We start from the raw sequence: 16380 nt of genomic DNA on the forward strand, positions 1-16380 counted from the left end.
TCCTTTGCAATGAGGGCTGCTGCAGCAAATACAGCTATCTGCGTGTTTCATCCGATCTGCCGGGGCGGCGCCCGCGCCCAGGACGTTCTTCCCGTTCACTGCGGGTCCGGTCACTTCGGGATCTTGAAAAACTTCTGCTCCGCATGGCCATAAGATGTTCAAATGCATCCTCGCCCATTCGGGAGCGTGCCTGTTCCATCCATTGCTCCATATCCTCTCTGTCATCTGTTCCAAGCATGGTCTCCAAACTGGCAATGATCCGGCTTAAATAGCTGCTGAATGCATCCTGTTCCTCCTCTGAGAGACAGTCAAATAAATCCGGCGAATCCGGCGGTTCCTGCCGGGCATCCCTTCCCTTTTCCGTGAGCTTCACGATCATAACACGTCGGTCTGTTTCCTTTGGGGTTCTGGTAATATAGCCGGCTTTTTCCAGTTTGTTCAGCAGTTCGCTCAGAGACTGCTGGCGGATATCCAGCAGGTAGGATAAATCTTTTGTGCTGATTTCCGGCTGCATCTTCAGGATAGCCAGTACCCGCCCCTGTCCCCTGGTAGGGTCTGCAAAAGGGCCGCGGGCTGCATGGAGCTGCTGGTGCTGGCGATGGAGGAGCCATTGGAGGCGTTCCAGTTTTTTAAATAATTCTTTGTTGTTTATCATATCAGACATAGTGGGTTCTCCTTTCTTGAATTTCACAGGTACCTGATGATTGTATTGTACAGGTACCTGTGAAAAATGTCAAGAACTTTTTTTAAGGTACCTGTATAAATTTGTTACTATTCACGGCTGTTATCCCGCGAGGTGTTTTTATGCGCTTGCGCATGAAAATCCCGAGGCAGCCAGCGCGATATGGGGCAGAATGCTCCATATCTGTGCATCGCGAAGCGTGTTACTGTTTACAGAACTGCGTTTTTTTGCAGGGCTGTGAATAGTAACATAAATTTATATCTCTGAGAGTTACTGCCAATAATACTGCCGTCGAAAAAATGTCGAAAAATATGAGAAATGTCATTGACAATACTGAATACAAGAAATATAATAACTGTATACAGGTGATATGCGGAAGGAGGAATATTATGGAGTTAACGCAGGAACAACAGAATATGCTGGACGGAAAGTATGGGGAGGGTACAGCATATGCAATGAAGATCCAGGTGGCAATCGGGGAATCCTTTGATGCCCCTCGGATGGTGCCCATAACGAGGGCACATGTAGCTTTGTCCAATCAGGACGCAGATTTGTGGTTTGCGGAGAAGCTGCTGAATGCAGGAGCATACTGCAGGGTCTCGCCGACGGTAAACCCCGGTTTTTGTATTTCATTCTTTAAGGAACGGAATATGGTGTCAGAGGAGGATGCTGACTTTATGCAGAGGACACACAATGCCTACAAGGGGTTAGGTGCGACGCTTTCCTATAACTGCACGCCTTATGTTGCCACCAATGTTCCTAATTTCGGTGAAGTTGTGGCTTTTTCAGAATCCAGCGCAACACCGTATGTAAATTCTGTCTGGGGGGCCAGAAGCAACAGGGAGGGGGCAAACAGTGCACTATGTGCCGCGATCACAGGCTATGTACCGGAGTACGGATTACTTCTTGACGAGAACAGAAAGGGAAATATCCTGGTGGAAGTAAAAGCGGATATGAAGTCCGATTTTGAGTATCATCTTCTCGGATACTGCGGGCGGAAGATCGGAAGCGGGATTCCGGTATTTACCGGGCTTCCAAAGCACATAGGGAAGGAAGCACTGACAAATCTGGGCGCACAGCTCAATACATCCGGTGCGTATGGGATGTATCATATTGTGGGTTGTACACCGGAAGCACAGACCTTGGAACAGGCCTTTGGGGGAAAGGAACCGGAGCGTACGGTGACTATCACCAATGAAGATTTGGAGGAGATATTGGAGGAGATTTCGGCAAAAGGCAGCAGAGAAATTGATTTTGCGATGTTTGGATGTCCGCATTTTACTTTGGAACAGACTCAGCACATTGCCGGGAGATTAAAGGGCAGGAAATTGAAAAAAGAAATGTGGATCCTCACTTCTTATCATGTAAAGGAACTGGCTGACAGAATGGGCGTTACGGAGGTGATCGAGGCCGCAGGGGGCTATATTGTGCCGGATTCCTGTCCGGATCAGCCCTGCTGGAAACATTTACAGGGAAAAACAGGTGTGACGGAATCACCCAAGTGTGCATATTATCCCAAGCGCAGAGGGATCAATTTTGTCATACGTGATCTGGACACATGCATTGATGCAGCACTGAACGGGGAGGTGGTCTGATGGAAAAGAAATTCAGATGTCATAAGATCTCAGAGGGGATTGTGGAAGGGGAAGCTTTAGTATCAGGCGATAATATTATGTTTTATCTGATTGAGCCGGATACAGGCAAAGTCATTGAGCCGGCCCATGCACTGGAAGGACAGAGTATAGCGAAGAAGATTTTGATCTTCCCAAGCGGAAAAGGCAGTTCCGTGGTGCAGGCGGACGGACTGTTTCAGCTTAATAAAAAAGATAATGCGCCAAAAGGAATGATCATCCGTTATCCGGAGACGGTTCTTGTCTCCAGTGCCATTATCATGGATATCCCAATGGTGGATAAAGTGGAGGAAGCGTTCTATGAGACAGTAAAGTCAGGGGACCACATTCGGATCAATGCCGATGCAGGTATCATAGAAATCTTAGATTAAAGTTTCTGCGCGGAATGCGCAAGGAGGATAAGAGATGAAAAAATTAGCGGTTTTATTGGCTTGTGCACTTTTTGTCACGTCTCTCTATGGATGCGGAAGCTCCGGCAGTGATGGTAAAAAAGAAGGAACATCGGATACAAAACAGGAACAAAAAGAGGACAGTACACAAAAGGAAGGCCAGGAGGCAAACGCAGAGCTTGACGGTCTGGATCCCATCACTATAAAATTTGCCAGCATAGGACCCGAGAGCGGTACTACCCAGGCAGACGGAGAGGCAAAATTTATTGAATATGTGGAAGAGGCATCCGGAGGCAAGATCAAAGTGGACCATTATCCCAACGGAGCGCTGGGAGGGGATACCGAGATGCTGGAAGGCTGTGCCATGAATACGATCCAGGTCTGTAATCCGGCCATTTCTGTGCTGACTACATACGATGAAAAATTCGGTATTCTGGATATGCCGTTTTTGTTTGATGATTACGAATCGGAATTAAAGGCAGTAAATGAAGGCAAACTGGGCGACGAGTTCGACAAAATGCTGGAGGGAACAGGGATCCGTATTGGCAGCACCTATTATTTTGGCGGATACAGAGGGCTCAGCAACAGTGTGCGCCCGGTAGAATCCCCGGATGACATGAAGGGACTGAAGATTCGTGTAATGGAAAGTCCGGTATATATTACCGCATTTACTCTTATGGGGGCAAATCCCACACCTATGAGCTTCTCAGAATTATTTACGGCACTCCAAAACAAGACAGTAGACGGACAGGATAATGATCCGTCCCTGACCTATACCTCTCAGTATTATGAGGTACAGAAATATTACAGCAACCTGGAACATACCATATCCATCGGATGCCTTGCCATGAGTGAGGAATGGTACAACAGCCTGCCGGATGCATACAAAAATATCATTGACGAGGGGATCAAGCAGCAGTCTGAACTTGTCACAAAAAAGAGTTTGGAAATGTATGAATCTTATTTAAAACAGCTTGAAGATGCGGGCATGGAGGTTACAAAAATTACGGATGAGAACCGTTTGAAGTTCAAAGAGGCGGTAGAACCCATGTATGATGAATACAAGGAAAAGCTGGGGACTGAAATCTTTGATATGGCGCAGGAGTTTAACAAGTAGCCCAGGCAGAAGTAAAGGGGGAAGTTTTTTGAAGAAGGCTAAATTTCTTGTTACGATATGGAATAAAATGGAGGAGTATTTTCTTGTTTATTCCCTGATCCTGATGGTGATCCTGGTTTTTATCCAGGTTATTATGAGGTACATATTTAATAATTCCCTGAGCTGGAGTGAGGAGCTGGTCCGCTATATTTTTATATGGCAGATTTGGCTGGGGGCCAGCGTGGGGGCGAAAAATAATGACCATATCAGGATTGAGATATTCAGTAACAAATTAAAGCAAAAACCAAGAGAAGCTTTGGAAATACTTATCAATGGCATGATCTTTGTATTTTACATATTTCTTATCTGGCAGGGGATCATGTATCTGAAGACCGTGATCTCTACAAGCATGACTTCCACCGGTCTGCAGATCCCTTTGTGGATCGTATATATCTCTCTGCCGGTCGGATCAGCGGCTGTGGCTGTCCGCCTTGCCTGCAGGGTGGTGTATGAGATCATGCATTTCGGGCATCTTCCCGTGCAGGAGACATCACAGGCAAAGGGGGTGGAGTAGAGGATGGAAATAGCAGTTTTATTCGGCAGTTTCTTTATCCTGCTGCTTTTAAGTGTTCCGGTGGGACATGCGATCGGAATTTCGGGTTTACTGAGTTTTCTTATCTGTACGGATTATTCGCCCATGGTATTTATTAAAAGTTCCTTATCGGGGACAGATTCCTTTACTCTTTTGGCCGTTCCGTTTTTTATGCTCGCCGGAAATCTCATGGCTACAGGGGGAATCGCAAAGAGGATTGTGAATTTTGCGGACAGCCTTCTCGGATGGCTGACAGGCGGCTTATCTATTGTCACAACAATTGCCTGTATGTTTTTCGGAGCAGTCTCAGGGTCTGCTGTGGCAACAACTTCTGCCATTGGGTCTTTTATGATACCGGAGATGGAGAAAAAGGGGTATGACAAAGACTTTTCAGCGGCATTGGCGGCAGCCGCAGGCTCTGTGGGTGTGATCATTCCGCCGTCCGTACCTCTTGTTATTTACGGTGTGGCTGTCAATGCGTCCGTAAAAGACTTGTTTACAGCAGGCATATTGCCGGGGATCATGATGGGCATTGCCATGATCATTGTGTGCGTCATCACCTCCAGAAAACATGGATGGAAAGGTGATGCAAAGCGTCCGGAACTTAAAAAAGTGTGGAAGGCATTTAAAGAAGGCTTTTGGGCACTGCTGATGCCGGTCATCATATTGGGCGGAATTTACAAAGGGATTTTTACGCCGACAGAAGCGTCGGTGGTGTCGGTCGTTTACTGTATCGTTGTCAGTATGTTTGTATACAAAGAGATGGACCTGAAAGGCCTGTATAAAGGATTTCTGGGGATTGTGAATCTTTGCGGCATTACACTGTTTATGATGGGATTTGCCAATGCATTTTCTTATTTTCTTACCATAGAACAGATCCCAAACAGACTGACCGAATTATTTTTGGGGATCAGCCACAATAAATTTGTGATCCTGCTTATGATCAATATCCTGCTTTTGATCGTGGGATGCGTCATTGATAATATTCCGGCCACCATTATCCTTGCACCTATTTTACTGCCGGTAGTAAAAGCGATTGGGATGAGCCCGATCACCTTTGGTGTGATGCTGACCATGAATCTGGCCATTGGATTTATCACCCCGCCGTACGGTATTAATCTCTTTATGGCAACCGCCGTCTCAGGGGTGCCTATGGATGCCATGATGAAGCGGATAGGCGGTCTTTTGGTATCGCTTCTGGTGGTGCTGATGCTGATCACTTATGTGCCATGGTTTACATTGGGCTTCCTGAGCTAAGGAAGCCCAAGAGAAAGCGAGGTTGGAAATGCCTTTATTATTACCTGAAGATTATAATACAGTGATCCCTCCTCTCTATAAAGTCCGCCAGGTGTTCGGCAGAGAAACTCTGCCGGACATTGCGGCGGCAATACGAAAAGAGTTTCAAAGAGAAGAGATAAGTGGTAAAATAAAGCCAGGAATGCGGGCAGCTGTGGCAGTGGGGAGCCGTGGTATCCGTAATCTTCCGCTGATCGTAAAAACGATTTTGGAAGAACTGGAAAAACTTGGAGCCATACCCTTTATTGTTTCGGCAATGGGCAGCCATGGGGGAGGGACCGAAGAGGGACAGAGGGAAGTTTTGTATGGCTATGGGATCACAGAGGAGGCCATGCATGTTCCGATCATCACCACCACGGATGTTGTATGCCTGGGTGAGATATCAGGCGGGAGAAAGGTGTATTTTGATAAGTCTGCTATGGAAGCGGATGTGATCATACCTGTCAACAGAGTGAAATTACATACGGATTTCGTGTCTGATATACAAAGCGGCCTCTGTAAAATGCTTGTCATCGGTCTGGGGAACCACAGAGGTTGTACAGCGATCCATGAAGCTGATTTTTCCGTTTTCGGAGAGGTGATAAAGGAAGCTGCTGCATGGATTTTAGAAAAGGCACCGGTTGCTTTTGGGATCGCTGTTTTAGAAAATGCCTACGATGAAACCTGTCTGATCGAAGCTGTTCCCGCGGAAACTTTGGTGGAACGGGAAAAAGAACTGGTGAAAATGGCCAGGGACAAGATGCCGGTTTTGATGATCCCGGAGATTGATATCCTCATAGTGGAGGAGATTGGCAAAGATATATCCGGAGCTGGTTTTGACCCTAATATTCTGGGGAAAAGTTATATTCTCAAGGAGTTTGTCCTGCCGGTCCCCAAGATAGACAAAATGGTCCTGCTGGATATTTCCCCTGCCTCCCACGGGAACGGTATTGGGCTGGGGATATTTGATGTTATCACTAAAAAAGTCTTTGCGCAGTTGGATCATGAGGCCATGTATGCGAATGCCATTGCAGTAAAATGTGTGGATGACTGTAAAATTCCGCTTATAGCAAAAGACGAGGAGGAAGCAGTTAAGATAGCAGTTAAAATTCTCAGAAATGCCAATAAAGATAACCTCAAAATAGTGAGGATCAAGAATACGATCGAGCTGGAGGAGATAATGGTTTCCCGCGCGCTGCTCGGGCAGGTGGAAGAAAACCCCTGCCTGATTCTGGAAAATAAATCATGATATGAGGAGGCCGAGATGAAGGTCAGAGAAAATTTTTGGGAAACGATCCGATATGGAAAGCCGGATGCGCTGATAAATGAATGGGAAGCGTTTTCTTTTATATCGGACCCTGTTACAGCATACATGTCTGTGGCTGAAAGGGGAAAAACAAAGAAAAACCCATGGGGAGTGACAGTTTACTGGGGAGAGGACGAACCCGGTTCTATGCCTTTGATCAATGAAGAAACAAAAGTATGCAAAGACATCTGCAGATGGAAGGAATATGTGAAAGTACCGGACATTAGAAAGGTTCCCATGGACTGGAACAGCGCCAGTGAAGATACCCGGAGAATCCGGGAAGAGGGAAAGCTGACAATGGCGATGATGGCGTCCGGCCTGTTTGAACAGTGCCATGCCTTAATGGGATTTGAGGATGTTTTTATTGCCATGATGGAGGAACCGGAGGCAATGCATGAACTGCTTGACTGTATTATGGACTTTAAACTGACCTGGTGCCATATGCTGGTGGAAAACTGTAAGCCGGACGCAGTCCTCTTTCATGATGACTGGGGGTCCAAGAAGAGTCTTTTTGTCAGCAGAGATACATGGATAGAATTTTTTAAGGAGAGATACAGAAAAATTTACGGATATCTGAAAGAGAATGGGGTACTGGTCGTACATCATGCAGACTGTTACTGTGAAACCATAGCGGAAGATATGGCGGAGATTGGCATTGATGTGTGGCAGGGGGTAACTCCCGAGAATAATATCCCAAAGATGCAAGAGCACCTCAAAGGGAAAATGGCTTTCATGGGCGGACTGGATGCAGCGGTGATCGATGTGCCGGACTTTAATGAGGATATTGTAAGACGGGAAGTAAGAAGGGCCTGTGAGGAATATGTGCCCCAAGGAGGATTCATACCCTGCCTCACTTACGGCGGGGATGACGGCAGCATTTATCCGGCAGTGGATAAGATCGTTCAGGATGAAATTGCAAAGTGGAGTCAGACATATTTCCACATATAATGACGAGGAAATTAAATGGTGTGTCAAGAATGCGGCTTGACGGAGCAGCATAAATGATGCTAAACTTATCCTAGTCTAAAAGCAGGTGGAGGAATATGGAAGTCAGTAATTTTGTAAAGAAGGGAAGTACCAGAAATCGTACGGAGATAGCTTATGATAAGATAAAGGATTCCATATGCAGTGGTGCGATCAAGCCGGGAGAAATTCTCAGTGAGTCCCAAATCGCGGCAGAACTGGATATGAGCCGGACCCCTGTCCGGGAAGCGCTTCGGATACTTGCCAGCGAAGATTTGGTAGTGATAAAAAACGGCATTGGTGCCTATGTGACAGAGATTTCAGAGAAAGGGACGAAGGATTTATTTGCCGTCCGGAAACCTCTTGAGATATTGGCATCCAAGTCAGCGATACATAACATAACAAAAGAGGAATTCGGGCAGATGGAAGAAATATTCCAAAAGCTTCGGGTGTTGGATGAATTAGGGGCGCGGGTGGATAAAAAGATGTTCACAGACATGGACTGGGCGCTGCATGATCTAATCATTGAAAAATGTGATAATCAGTATATAAAAAATATTATGGCAAATATCAATGCAAATATTAAAAGGCTCCAGATATCATCTTTCTACGCGCTGAATGATATGCAGGAAAGCACGGCGCAGCATCTCAGGATTTTACGTCTCCTTGAGAAAAAGGAAGAAGACGCATTGGAGAAAGCGCTGGCAGACCATGTGGAATGGTCTCTGCGGGTGTTACTCAGAACCTAAAATCCAATCACGAAATAAGGCTTTCTATGATATAACATCCATCATAGAAAGCCTTTTATGATCCATATAAAGATCAAGTGAGATCCTTGTCAAAGGCAGGCTCCACATAATCTTTGATAAAAGCGATCCGGTCTTTAACATTCTTCGCAAAAAGAGAAGCAATGGAAACCACCATCTCCCTGTGCGTATTCACATAAATAACATTTCCCCCATCTCCCATGGCAGAAAATCCCTGCTCCGTATCCCCGGATAACCACCATAAATATCCATAGGGAAGATTGCACTTTTCCCATCGGCTGTGTTCTCTTGTGCTCTCCTCTATCCAGCTTTTTGAGACGATCTGTTTTCCGTTCCACACTCCGCCATTTAAGTATAACTGTCCTATTTTCGCCATATCCACAGGTGAGAGCGAAAGTCCCCAGCCTCCTGTATGGTTCCCGGCCGGGTCGGAGGCCCAGCCGCTTAAATCTGTGGACGTGTTGAATGCCATCTGCTCCTCTTTACTTTGAAACGTTAAACTGCGCGCAACGGTAATTCCCAGGGGAGAAAATAAATTCTCTGACGCGAGATCCAATACAGACCGGCCGGTGGAATTGGCAAGGATGCCGGATAAGATATCGGGTCCGATAAGGGGAGTATAACGAAAGTCTCCAATCTGCCCCCGGCCTCCCAACAGATCGAGCGTGAATTTGACGAAATTGTCACTGGTAAAATATTTTATATAAGGCGCAGATTTATATTTGTAAGGCGCAGTCATGGTCAACAGATGTTCCAGTGTTATATCCTGTATGGTTTTTTCTCCTTTTTTCACAGTGTAGTCCGGGAAGAAATCCAGCACTTTTTGACTGACACTTTTGATATATCCCCGGTCTATGGCAATTCCGATCAAGACCGAAAGGATACTTTTTGTAACGGAGTACACATGTATACGGCTGTCAGCCGTGCATCCGTTAAAATACTTCTCATATAAGGTTTCTCCGTTTTTTAGGACAACCATGCCCGCAATATTGCTGTGTTCTTTGCCTATGACATTTTCCAGTTCTGTTATCTTTTCTTGATTCATTCGGTGTTCTCCTTAATGGTTTGTTTTTCTGCCCCGGACTTATAGAGTCTTCTTTTTGACAGGATAATATATTTCGGTGATCAGCTCATTTTCCGATGCGGCCCGGGAGGGATCTGTGATATACACTTCATAAAGAAGGCTGCTTCCTTCATACCCCTCTTTTTCTGCCCATTCCCTCTGCTTGGCATATACAGAGGGCAGTTCTGTGTAGGAGCCGTGCAGGACGGTCTTTATACACAGACCGGGGCAGAAATCTCTGGTTCCCGTGGCGTATTCCTTCACCGGGACAGCAAATTCCGTATCCAGACCAAAGGGGCTGAATTCTTTACTGTGGAAGAGGACCATGGGAGGAGCTGTCGGCGTCAGCCTTTTATCCTTTATCTTTTTAAATAATTGTCCGTAGCACTTTCCATATTCTTCGGAAAATTCATACTCGTGTACCATTTTGCGAATAGATAAAAGATACATTTCAGGTACTTCCGTAAGCCGGATATTAATGTTTTCCATATAAGACATAATGGAGTTTCCTTGTTTTAAGTTGGAGATATCCTGATTGAGCTGCTCCAGTGTCTTTTGGTATTCCCGCACCTGTTTTTCGATTTCTCTTTCTTTTTTCATAAGTGCCAGACAAAGTGCCTCGTCCCGTAATCCTTCTGTGTTTCGTATGGTTTTAATTTCCTCCAGAGAAAAATCATAGGATTTCAGACGATTGATAAACAGCATGGTTTCCAGCTGCTCTATAGAATAATAGCGATATCCGTTTTCCGGATCGATCTGCTCAGGGTGGATCAGCCCGATCTCCGCATAATAGCGGAGCGTCTTAGCAGATACCTTGCATATATTTGAAAATTCACCGATAGTTAACAATGGCAGCCCTCCCTTTCGTGTTTCTTGCTTTATCTTACACCTTGCCCTAAGGGAAAGGTCAATCACCATTTTCAGGAAAAGATGAAGAATCAATGTTCCAAAGATTTTCGGAGGTATCTGGCTGTAATGGTGTCCGCGCTGTCTGCCATTTCCTGAGGAGTACCGGTAAAGACTACCCGGCCTCCGGCAGTTCCGCCGTCAGGTCCCACATCTATGATATGATCCGCCTGTTTCATAACATCCAGATTATGTTCGATCACAATGACCGTGCTGCCCCGCTTCACAAATCCGTCCAAAAGCCTCATGATATTTTTTACATCTGAGGCGTGCAGTCCTGTTGTGGGCTCGTCCAGAAGGTAGATATTCCCTTTTTTATCCAGGTATTTTGCCAGTTTCACCCTCTGGCGTTCACCTCCGGAGAGTGTGGAGAGAGGCTGTCCGAGAGTCAGATAGGAAAGTCCCACCTCAATCATGGCCCTAAGTTGTTTGTGGATCTTTTTGTTTTCCCGGAAGAATTCCGCAGCTTCCTCAGCAGTCATGTTCAGGATGTCTAAAATATTTTTACCTTTAAACCGGTAAGACAATGCTTCTCCGCTGTACCGGCTGCCCTCACAGACTTCGCACACCGTGGTAACAGGGTCCATAAAGACCAGTTCTGTTACCACAATCCCCTTTCCTTTGCAGGCAGGGCAGGCGCCTTTGCTGTTAAAGGAAAAGAGGGAGGCGTCCACTGCGTTTTCTGCTGCCAGCAGTTTGCGGATATCGTCAAAGAATCCCAAAAACGTTGCCGGTGTGGAACGGCCGGTGGCTGTGATAGGAGACTGATCCACCAGGACCACCCGGTCTGCATACTGCTGTGCAAACACATCACGGATCAGGCTGGACTTGCCGGAGCCGGCCACACCGGTGACAACAGTCAGCACATTGGTGGGGATATCAACAGAGACTTGTTTCAGATTGTGAATGTCTGCGTTTCTTACCGGCAGGAACTGGCTGGCTTTTCTGGGGTTTGGCTTGATGGGGATATATTCCAGCATGGCGTTCCCCGTCAGTGTTTTAGAGTGGAGCAGCCCTTCATAGCTGCCCTGATACAAAATCTGTCCGCCGTTTCTGCCTGCCAGAGGACCTACATCGATTACCTCATCCGCAATGGAGATAACATCTTTGTCATGCTCCACCACAAGGACGGTGTTTCCTTTATTTCGCAGGCTCTGCAGCAGTTTAGTCATACGGTGGACATCCCGTGGATGCATTCCGGTACTCGGCTCATCAAAAATGTAAGTCATGCCTGTGAGGGAGCTGCCCATATAGCGGACCAGTTTCAGACGCTGTGCCTCCCCTCCTGACAGGGTAGTGGATTCCCGGTTCATGCTGAGATAGGGCAGTCCGATATCAATCATGCGGGTCAGGGAAGACGTCAGGGTGTTGACGATAGTCTGCCCTCTGGGATCGGTGATCTCCTGCAGGATAGTGCAGAGTTTTATGAATTCCATATCACACATTTCGTCAATGCGGTATCCGTTCACCCGGCAGGAGAGTGCGGCTTTATTCAGCCGCTTTCCACGGCAGACAGGGCATTCCCGCTCTTTTACCAGTTTCTTCAGACGGAGAAGGGAGCGGTCACTGGAGTTTGACAGATCCCGTTTGATAAGAAGCCGGTTCAGGTGATTGTAAATCCCCTCTATCTTTTTATTCACCTGTTCCTGGCCTCGTTCATATGCGCCATAAAGCAGAAGATTTCTCTCTTTTTCAGAGTAGTCCTTCCATTTTTTATCCAGATCAAACAGCCCGCTCTGGGTATATTGTTTCCAGTACCAATTCCCTGCATGGAATGCGGGAAGTTCTACCATACTTTCATTCCAGCTTTTATCCGGAGCCAGAACCTGATCCATATCCAAATCCAGGATCCTGCCGATACCGGAGCATTCCGGACACATACCGTTGGGATCATTAAAGGAGAAGTAGGACGCTGTCCCCACGTAAGGTTCTCCGATCCGGGAAAAGAGCAGACGCAGGGCCGAATACATGTCACTGATAGTCCCAACTGTGGACCGGGCGTTTCCGCCCAGTCTTGACTGGTCTATAATGACAGATGCGGTGAGATTATCTATAAAATCCACCCTCGGTTTTTTGTATTTGGGCAGTCTGCCGCGGATAAATGCCGTGTAGGTCTCATTCATCTGCCTCTGGCTTTCGGCTGCTATGGTATCAAATACAATACTGGACTTGCCGGAACCGGAAACACCTGTAAAGACAACGATTTTTTCTTTGGGTATCTCTAAAGATACATTTTTTAAGTTATTCTGCTTCAGCCCCTGGATGATGATTTTTTCTTTATGAGACATGATGTTCCTCACTTTCTTTTTGAAGTATCGTAACTGTTCAGTGCCCTCACGGTTACGAAATATCATCCATTATAACAGTATATAAAATAAATGTCCTGACTTTTTTTGCTCTTTTATGCCAAGAGCGGTCGGGTCAGATTAGGGCGCCATCCTGTACGGTGATCATGCGGCTGCTGCATTTGGCAGCCTCCGGTGAATGGGTCACCATGATGATCGTCTGTCCGCTGCTGCGGTTGATGTCACAGAGCAGGTTCATGATCTCTGTCCCTGTTTTGCTGTCCAGATTTCCCGTAGGTTCATCTGCAAAAAGGATTTCAGGACTGCCGATCAGTGCGCGGGCGATGGCTACCCGCTGCTGCTGGCCGCCGGATAACTCCCTGGGTGTATGTCTGCGCCGGTCTGACAGTCCGGTGACCTCCAGAATCCGGCTGAGCTGTTCCTGGTGATCTTTTGTTTTTTTGCCGTCCAGAAGCAGCGGCAGCATAATATTTTCTTCCACGTTCAGATTGGGAATGAGATTGTAGAACTGAAAGACAAACCCTATTTTTTGTCTTCGTATCCGGCTCATTTTTTCATCGTCAAAACCGGAGATGTCCGTTCCGTTTAGAAAAACATGGCCGTTGGTAGGCGCGTCCAGTCCCCCAAGGATGTAAAGCAGTGTGCTTTTTCCAGAGCCGGACGGCCCCATAATGGATACAAATTCTCCTCTGTTTACACGCAGGGAGATATCGTTCAGTACCCTTGTGACCGTATCTCCCATGGAAAAATCTTTCATAAGGTGTCTGCCCTCAACGGCAGCGTGGCTGGTTATCTGTTTCATTTCATATCCTCCTGTTAAAGTATCATTCGCATTTGATCTCTTCCACCAGTTTCATTCGTCTGCTCTTGAAAATGGGAACAACAGAGCCGATCAGGGTTATGACAATGCCCATTGCCCCGGAGAGCAGGAACGTTTCTGCAGTTAGTTCCGGCGCCATGGAAATTTTGGGCCCGGCTACTAAAAAGATGGTCTGTATTTCCATATATGAGACAAGGACAGCGGTCACAGAACCGATCAGGCCGGAAGAAAATCCCTCCGCAAGTGTCATTTTTATATTTTGGCGGTTACTCAGCCCCACGGATTTATACATGGCGGTGGTGCGCCGTTTTTGAATATAGTTGATCAGCAGATTATTGATGATCCCCACAGCTGCCAACAGTAAGATAAAATAAGTCATGCTGTGCATAGGCTGTAAAAAAGTGCCCACAGTGGACAGAGCATCTTTGTTGAATTCGTCTACTGTGCGGCTCCAGTTTGGAGTTTCGCCGAACATGCTGCGGATCTGCACCATGACAGCATCCGGGTCTAAAGCGGTATAGGCCAGAAAGTCATATGCCCGAGCACCGAAATCAGAGACTGCGCAGGCGGAGGGAATGACTGCCTGGTTGTCTGTGGCCCGGGATTTGAAACTGCCGGCCACCCGGTACGGGGACTGATCGGTACCGTTTGACAGAGTTAGTGTATCTCCCGGGGAAACCCCGGCCTCTTCCATATAGTTTTCACTGAGAAGGATAACATGCTCTTCATTGTGGAAGGAGGAAAGTGCCTGGGATTTTTCTTCTGTGTCCGTGTAATGGAGAGCGAACATGGAGTTGTATCGATCCAGGTTATCGGTTGCTTCCAGGCGGCTGAACGTGGTGCCCCCTGCCTGGATCCGGTTATCAAAGACATGGACAGGGAGCACTTTCTCAACGCCATCCAGTTCTTTTACCTGCTCTACGAATTCCGGTTCCATATGCCCATCGGCGAATCCCTGAAGTTCTGCTCCGTTGAACACGTCACTGACATAGGTGGTAACAAAATCTCCGACAACCGTGATAGCGATAACAGCGGATATGCTGATAAAGAGCAGGGTGATATTTTGTGTAATGTTTTTATTGCCGCGCAGATTGCGGGCAGCCAGTTTTCCTTCGTTTCCCAGCACGGTTCCATAAACGTGTTCCAGAATAAAAGAAAGCACATGGGTGAGCTGCGGCACAAGAAGAATGGTGGCTGCGATCATACCCAAAAGGGAAAAGCCGCCCAGAATATAGAGCATATTTCCTGCTGCCGCTCTCGGCAGGAGGGCAGAGGCAAGGAACAGCACCATACCGGCTGCTGCCGTCAAATATCCGGGAACCTGTTTTTCTTCCACAATGCCCAGAACAACCTCTTTTACAGGCAGGCGGCTCGCCCGGTGAATGGGCAGCCATGCAGATAAAAGAGAGACAAGAACAGCTGTGGCGAATGAGAAAAGGATGCAAAACGGTGTGATGACAACCGGGATCTCAATTCCCTGAGAGAGGGATTCCCCCATACCCTGCAGTATGAATTTGAGAACCAGGATCCCCACCGGGATGCCCAGCAGTCCGCCTATGCATCCGTACAGGCCGCTTTCCATCATGAGGATGCCGGTGACCGTCTTCTGTGCTGCTCCGATACTTCGGAATGTTCCGATCACCGGAAGCCGGTCCAGGGTAATGACCTTGTAACTGCTGTAAATGATGAAGATACTCATAGTGAGTGAGAAGAAACTGATGAGGAAGAAGGGCATGGTTTTCTGCCTTGCATCGGCTGTTATCTGCGCTTCATTGACGGTTTCGGTTATCCGGTATGTTTCATCCGGTATTGCCTGTTCCAGTTCGTTTTTCAATACAGCAGCAGAAATCCCATCTGCCGGTTTTATAAGGATCTCACGGTATCCGCCTGTATATCCCAGGATATCGGCCAGAGTGGAATATGGCAGAAGAGCAGTAACACCTCTTGTGTGCCGCAGGAAAACCGTATCATAGGCTGCAATTTCCGCCACGCGCAGTTTTGCGGTCTTTCCGTTTATCTGCAGGGATATGGTATCCCCTTTCTTGATGTTATACTTTGAAGTAAATCGGTCCGGCAGTATCACCTGACTGCCAAAGAAATCTTTGATCTCATTGCCGTCCGCAAGCCGCGGCGGATTGATCTGCTCAAGTTCTGTCAGGTCAGCGGCGGCCAGGTCGACGGTCTCGTAATATCCGTCCTCATGGTAAAGTGCAGTTCCTTTCAGAATGCCGGCTTTCGCATCAATGGAAGTCAGATCGGGAATGTCATCTGTATAGACGGCACCGTCTTTTGCAGACACGGAAACGGCGGCATTACCAGCCATTCCCCGTGCCATTTTCCGCTGGGCGCTTTCATAGGAAGCCCCAATGGAGAAGGAGACAAACAGCAGTGAGGAGGAAAGAAGTATGGACAGCAGCATCACGGCTGTCCTCATTTTTTTCTCTTTCACATTTGTCAGAACATATTTTGTTATGATTTTCATGATTCACCTGCTTTCTGCCTGAAGAAGCATCCGGCTTCTCCGGCGCGTTTTCTATCTGCCTTTTTCTGTTTCATTCGTTCACCTCCTCAGAAAAGAAAAAGG

14 protein-coding genes are annotated in these 16380 nt (G+C 47.1%); 8 read left to right on the top strand and 6 right to left on the bottom strand.

The features are described 5' to 3' along the window. Positions 1-34: 34 nt before the first annotated feature. Complete coding sequence (locus CI595_RS09055) at positions 35-664, bottom strand: MarR family winged helix-turn-helix transcriptional regulator (RefSeq protein ID WP_242987129.1); 630 nt, start codon at positions 662-664, stop codon at positions 35-37. 407 nt (positions 665-1071) lie between these two features. On the opposite strand from CI595_RS09055, the gene CI595_RS09060 reads away from it, so the two are divergent. From CI595_RS09060 to CI595_RS09095, 8 genes are all read left to right on the top strand, one after another. Then, on the top strand, positions 1072-2277 hold the full coding sequence (locus CI595_RS09060; protein ID WP_095172926.1) for an aconitase X catalytic domain-containing protein: 1206 nt from the start codon (positions 1072-1074) through the stop codon (positions 2275-2277). Beyond that, a complete protein-coding gene (locus CI595_RS09065) occupies positions 2277-2684 on the top strand; it encodes an aconitase X swivel domain-containing protein (RefSeq protein WP_095172927.1) in 408 nt (135 codons plus the stop codon). The genes CI595_RS09060 and CI595_RS09065 overlap by 1 nt, the downstream gene beginning before the upstream one ends. Positions 2685-2718: 34 nt before the next feature. Beyond that, positions 2719-3819, top strand: a complete 1101-nt coding sequence (locus tag CI595_RS09070; RefSeq protein ID WP_095172928.1) for a TRAP transporter substrate-binding protein — start codon at positions 2719-2721, stop codon at positions 3817-3819. Between the two features lie 28 nt (positions 3820-3847). Continuing rightward, entirely contained in the window at positions 3848-4372 is a 525-nt protein-coding gene (locus CI595_RS09075) for a TRAP transporter small permease (protein ID WP_158661684.1), read from the top strand. 3 nt (positions 4373-4375) lie between these two features. After that, positions 4376-5647, top strand: coding sequence for a TRAP transporter large permease (locus CI595_RS09080; RefSeq protein WP_095172930.1), 1272 nt, complete (start codon positions 4376-4378; stop codon positions 5645-5647). Between the two features lie 28 nt (positions 5648-5675). Next, positions 5676-6914, top strand: a complete 1239-nt coding sequence (locus CI595_RS09085) for a nickel pincer cofactor-dependent isomerase, group 22 (RefSeq protein WP_095173255.1) — start codon at positions 5676-5678, stop codon at positions 6912-6914. Positions 6915-6929: 15 nt separating this feature from the next. Then, on the top strand, positions 6930-7919 hold the full coding sequence (locus CI595_RS09090) for a uroporphyrinogen decarboxylase family protein (RefSeq protein WP_243135126.1): 990 nt from the start codon (positions 6930-6932) through the stop codon (positions 7917-7919). Between the two features lie 95 nt (positions 7920-8014). Then, on the top strand, positions 8015-8683 hold the full coding sequence (locus tag CI595_RS09095) for a GntR family transcriptional regulator (RefSeq protein WP_095172931.1): 669 nt from the start codon (positions 8015-8017) through the stop codon (positions 8681-8683). A gap of 73 nt (positions 8684-8756) precedes the next feature. Here CI595_RS09095 and CI595_RS09100 read toward each other — a convergent pair whose 3' ends face one another. From CI595_RS09100 to CI595_RS09120, 5 genes are all read right to left on the bottom strand, one after another. After that, positions 8757-9746 (bottom strand): serine hydrolase domain-containing protein, encoded by a 990-nt coding sequence (locus CI595_RS09100; RefSeq protein ID WP_095172932.1) that lies wholly within the window; start codon positions 9744-9746, stop codon positions 8757-8759. A 39-nt stretch (positions 9747-9785) separates the two neighbouring features. Further along, positions 9786-10613: a MerR family transcriptional regulator gene (locus CI595_RS09105; protein WP_095172933.1), complete on the bottom strand. Its 828-nt coding sequence runs from the start codon at positions 10611-10613 to the stop codon at positions 9786-9788. Positions 10614-10702: 89 nt separating this feature from the next. Beyond that, positions 10703-12958, bottom strand: a complete 2256-nt coding sequence (locus CI595_RS09110; RefSeq protein WP_095172934.1) for an ATP-binding cassette domain-containing protein — start codon at positions 12956-12958, stop codon at positions 10703-10705. A 133-nt stretch (positions 12959-13091) separates the two neighbouring features. Next, complete coding sequence (locus CI595_RS09115; protein ID WP_095172935.1) at positions 13092-13778, bottom strand: ABC transporter ATP-binding protein; 687 nt, start codon at positions 13776-13778, stop codon at positions 13092-13094. A gap of 22 nt (positions 13779-13800) precedes the next feature. Then, complete coding sequence (locus tag CI595_RS09120) at positions 13801-16278, bottom strand: ABC transporter permease (protein WP_095172936.1); 2478 nt, start codon at positions 16276-16278, stop codon at positions 13801-13803. Positions 16279-16380 lie beyond the last annotated feature (102 nt).

The sequence above is a fragment of the Blautia hominis genome, assembly GCA_002270465.1.
GTDB classification, from domain to species: domain Bacteria; phylum Bacillota; class Clostridia; order Lachnospirales; family Lachnospiraceae; genus Blautia; species Blautia hominis.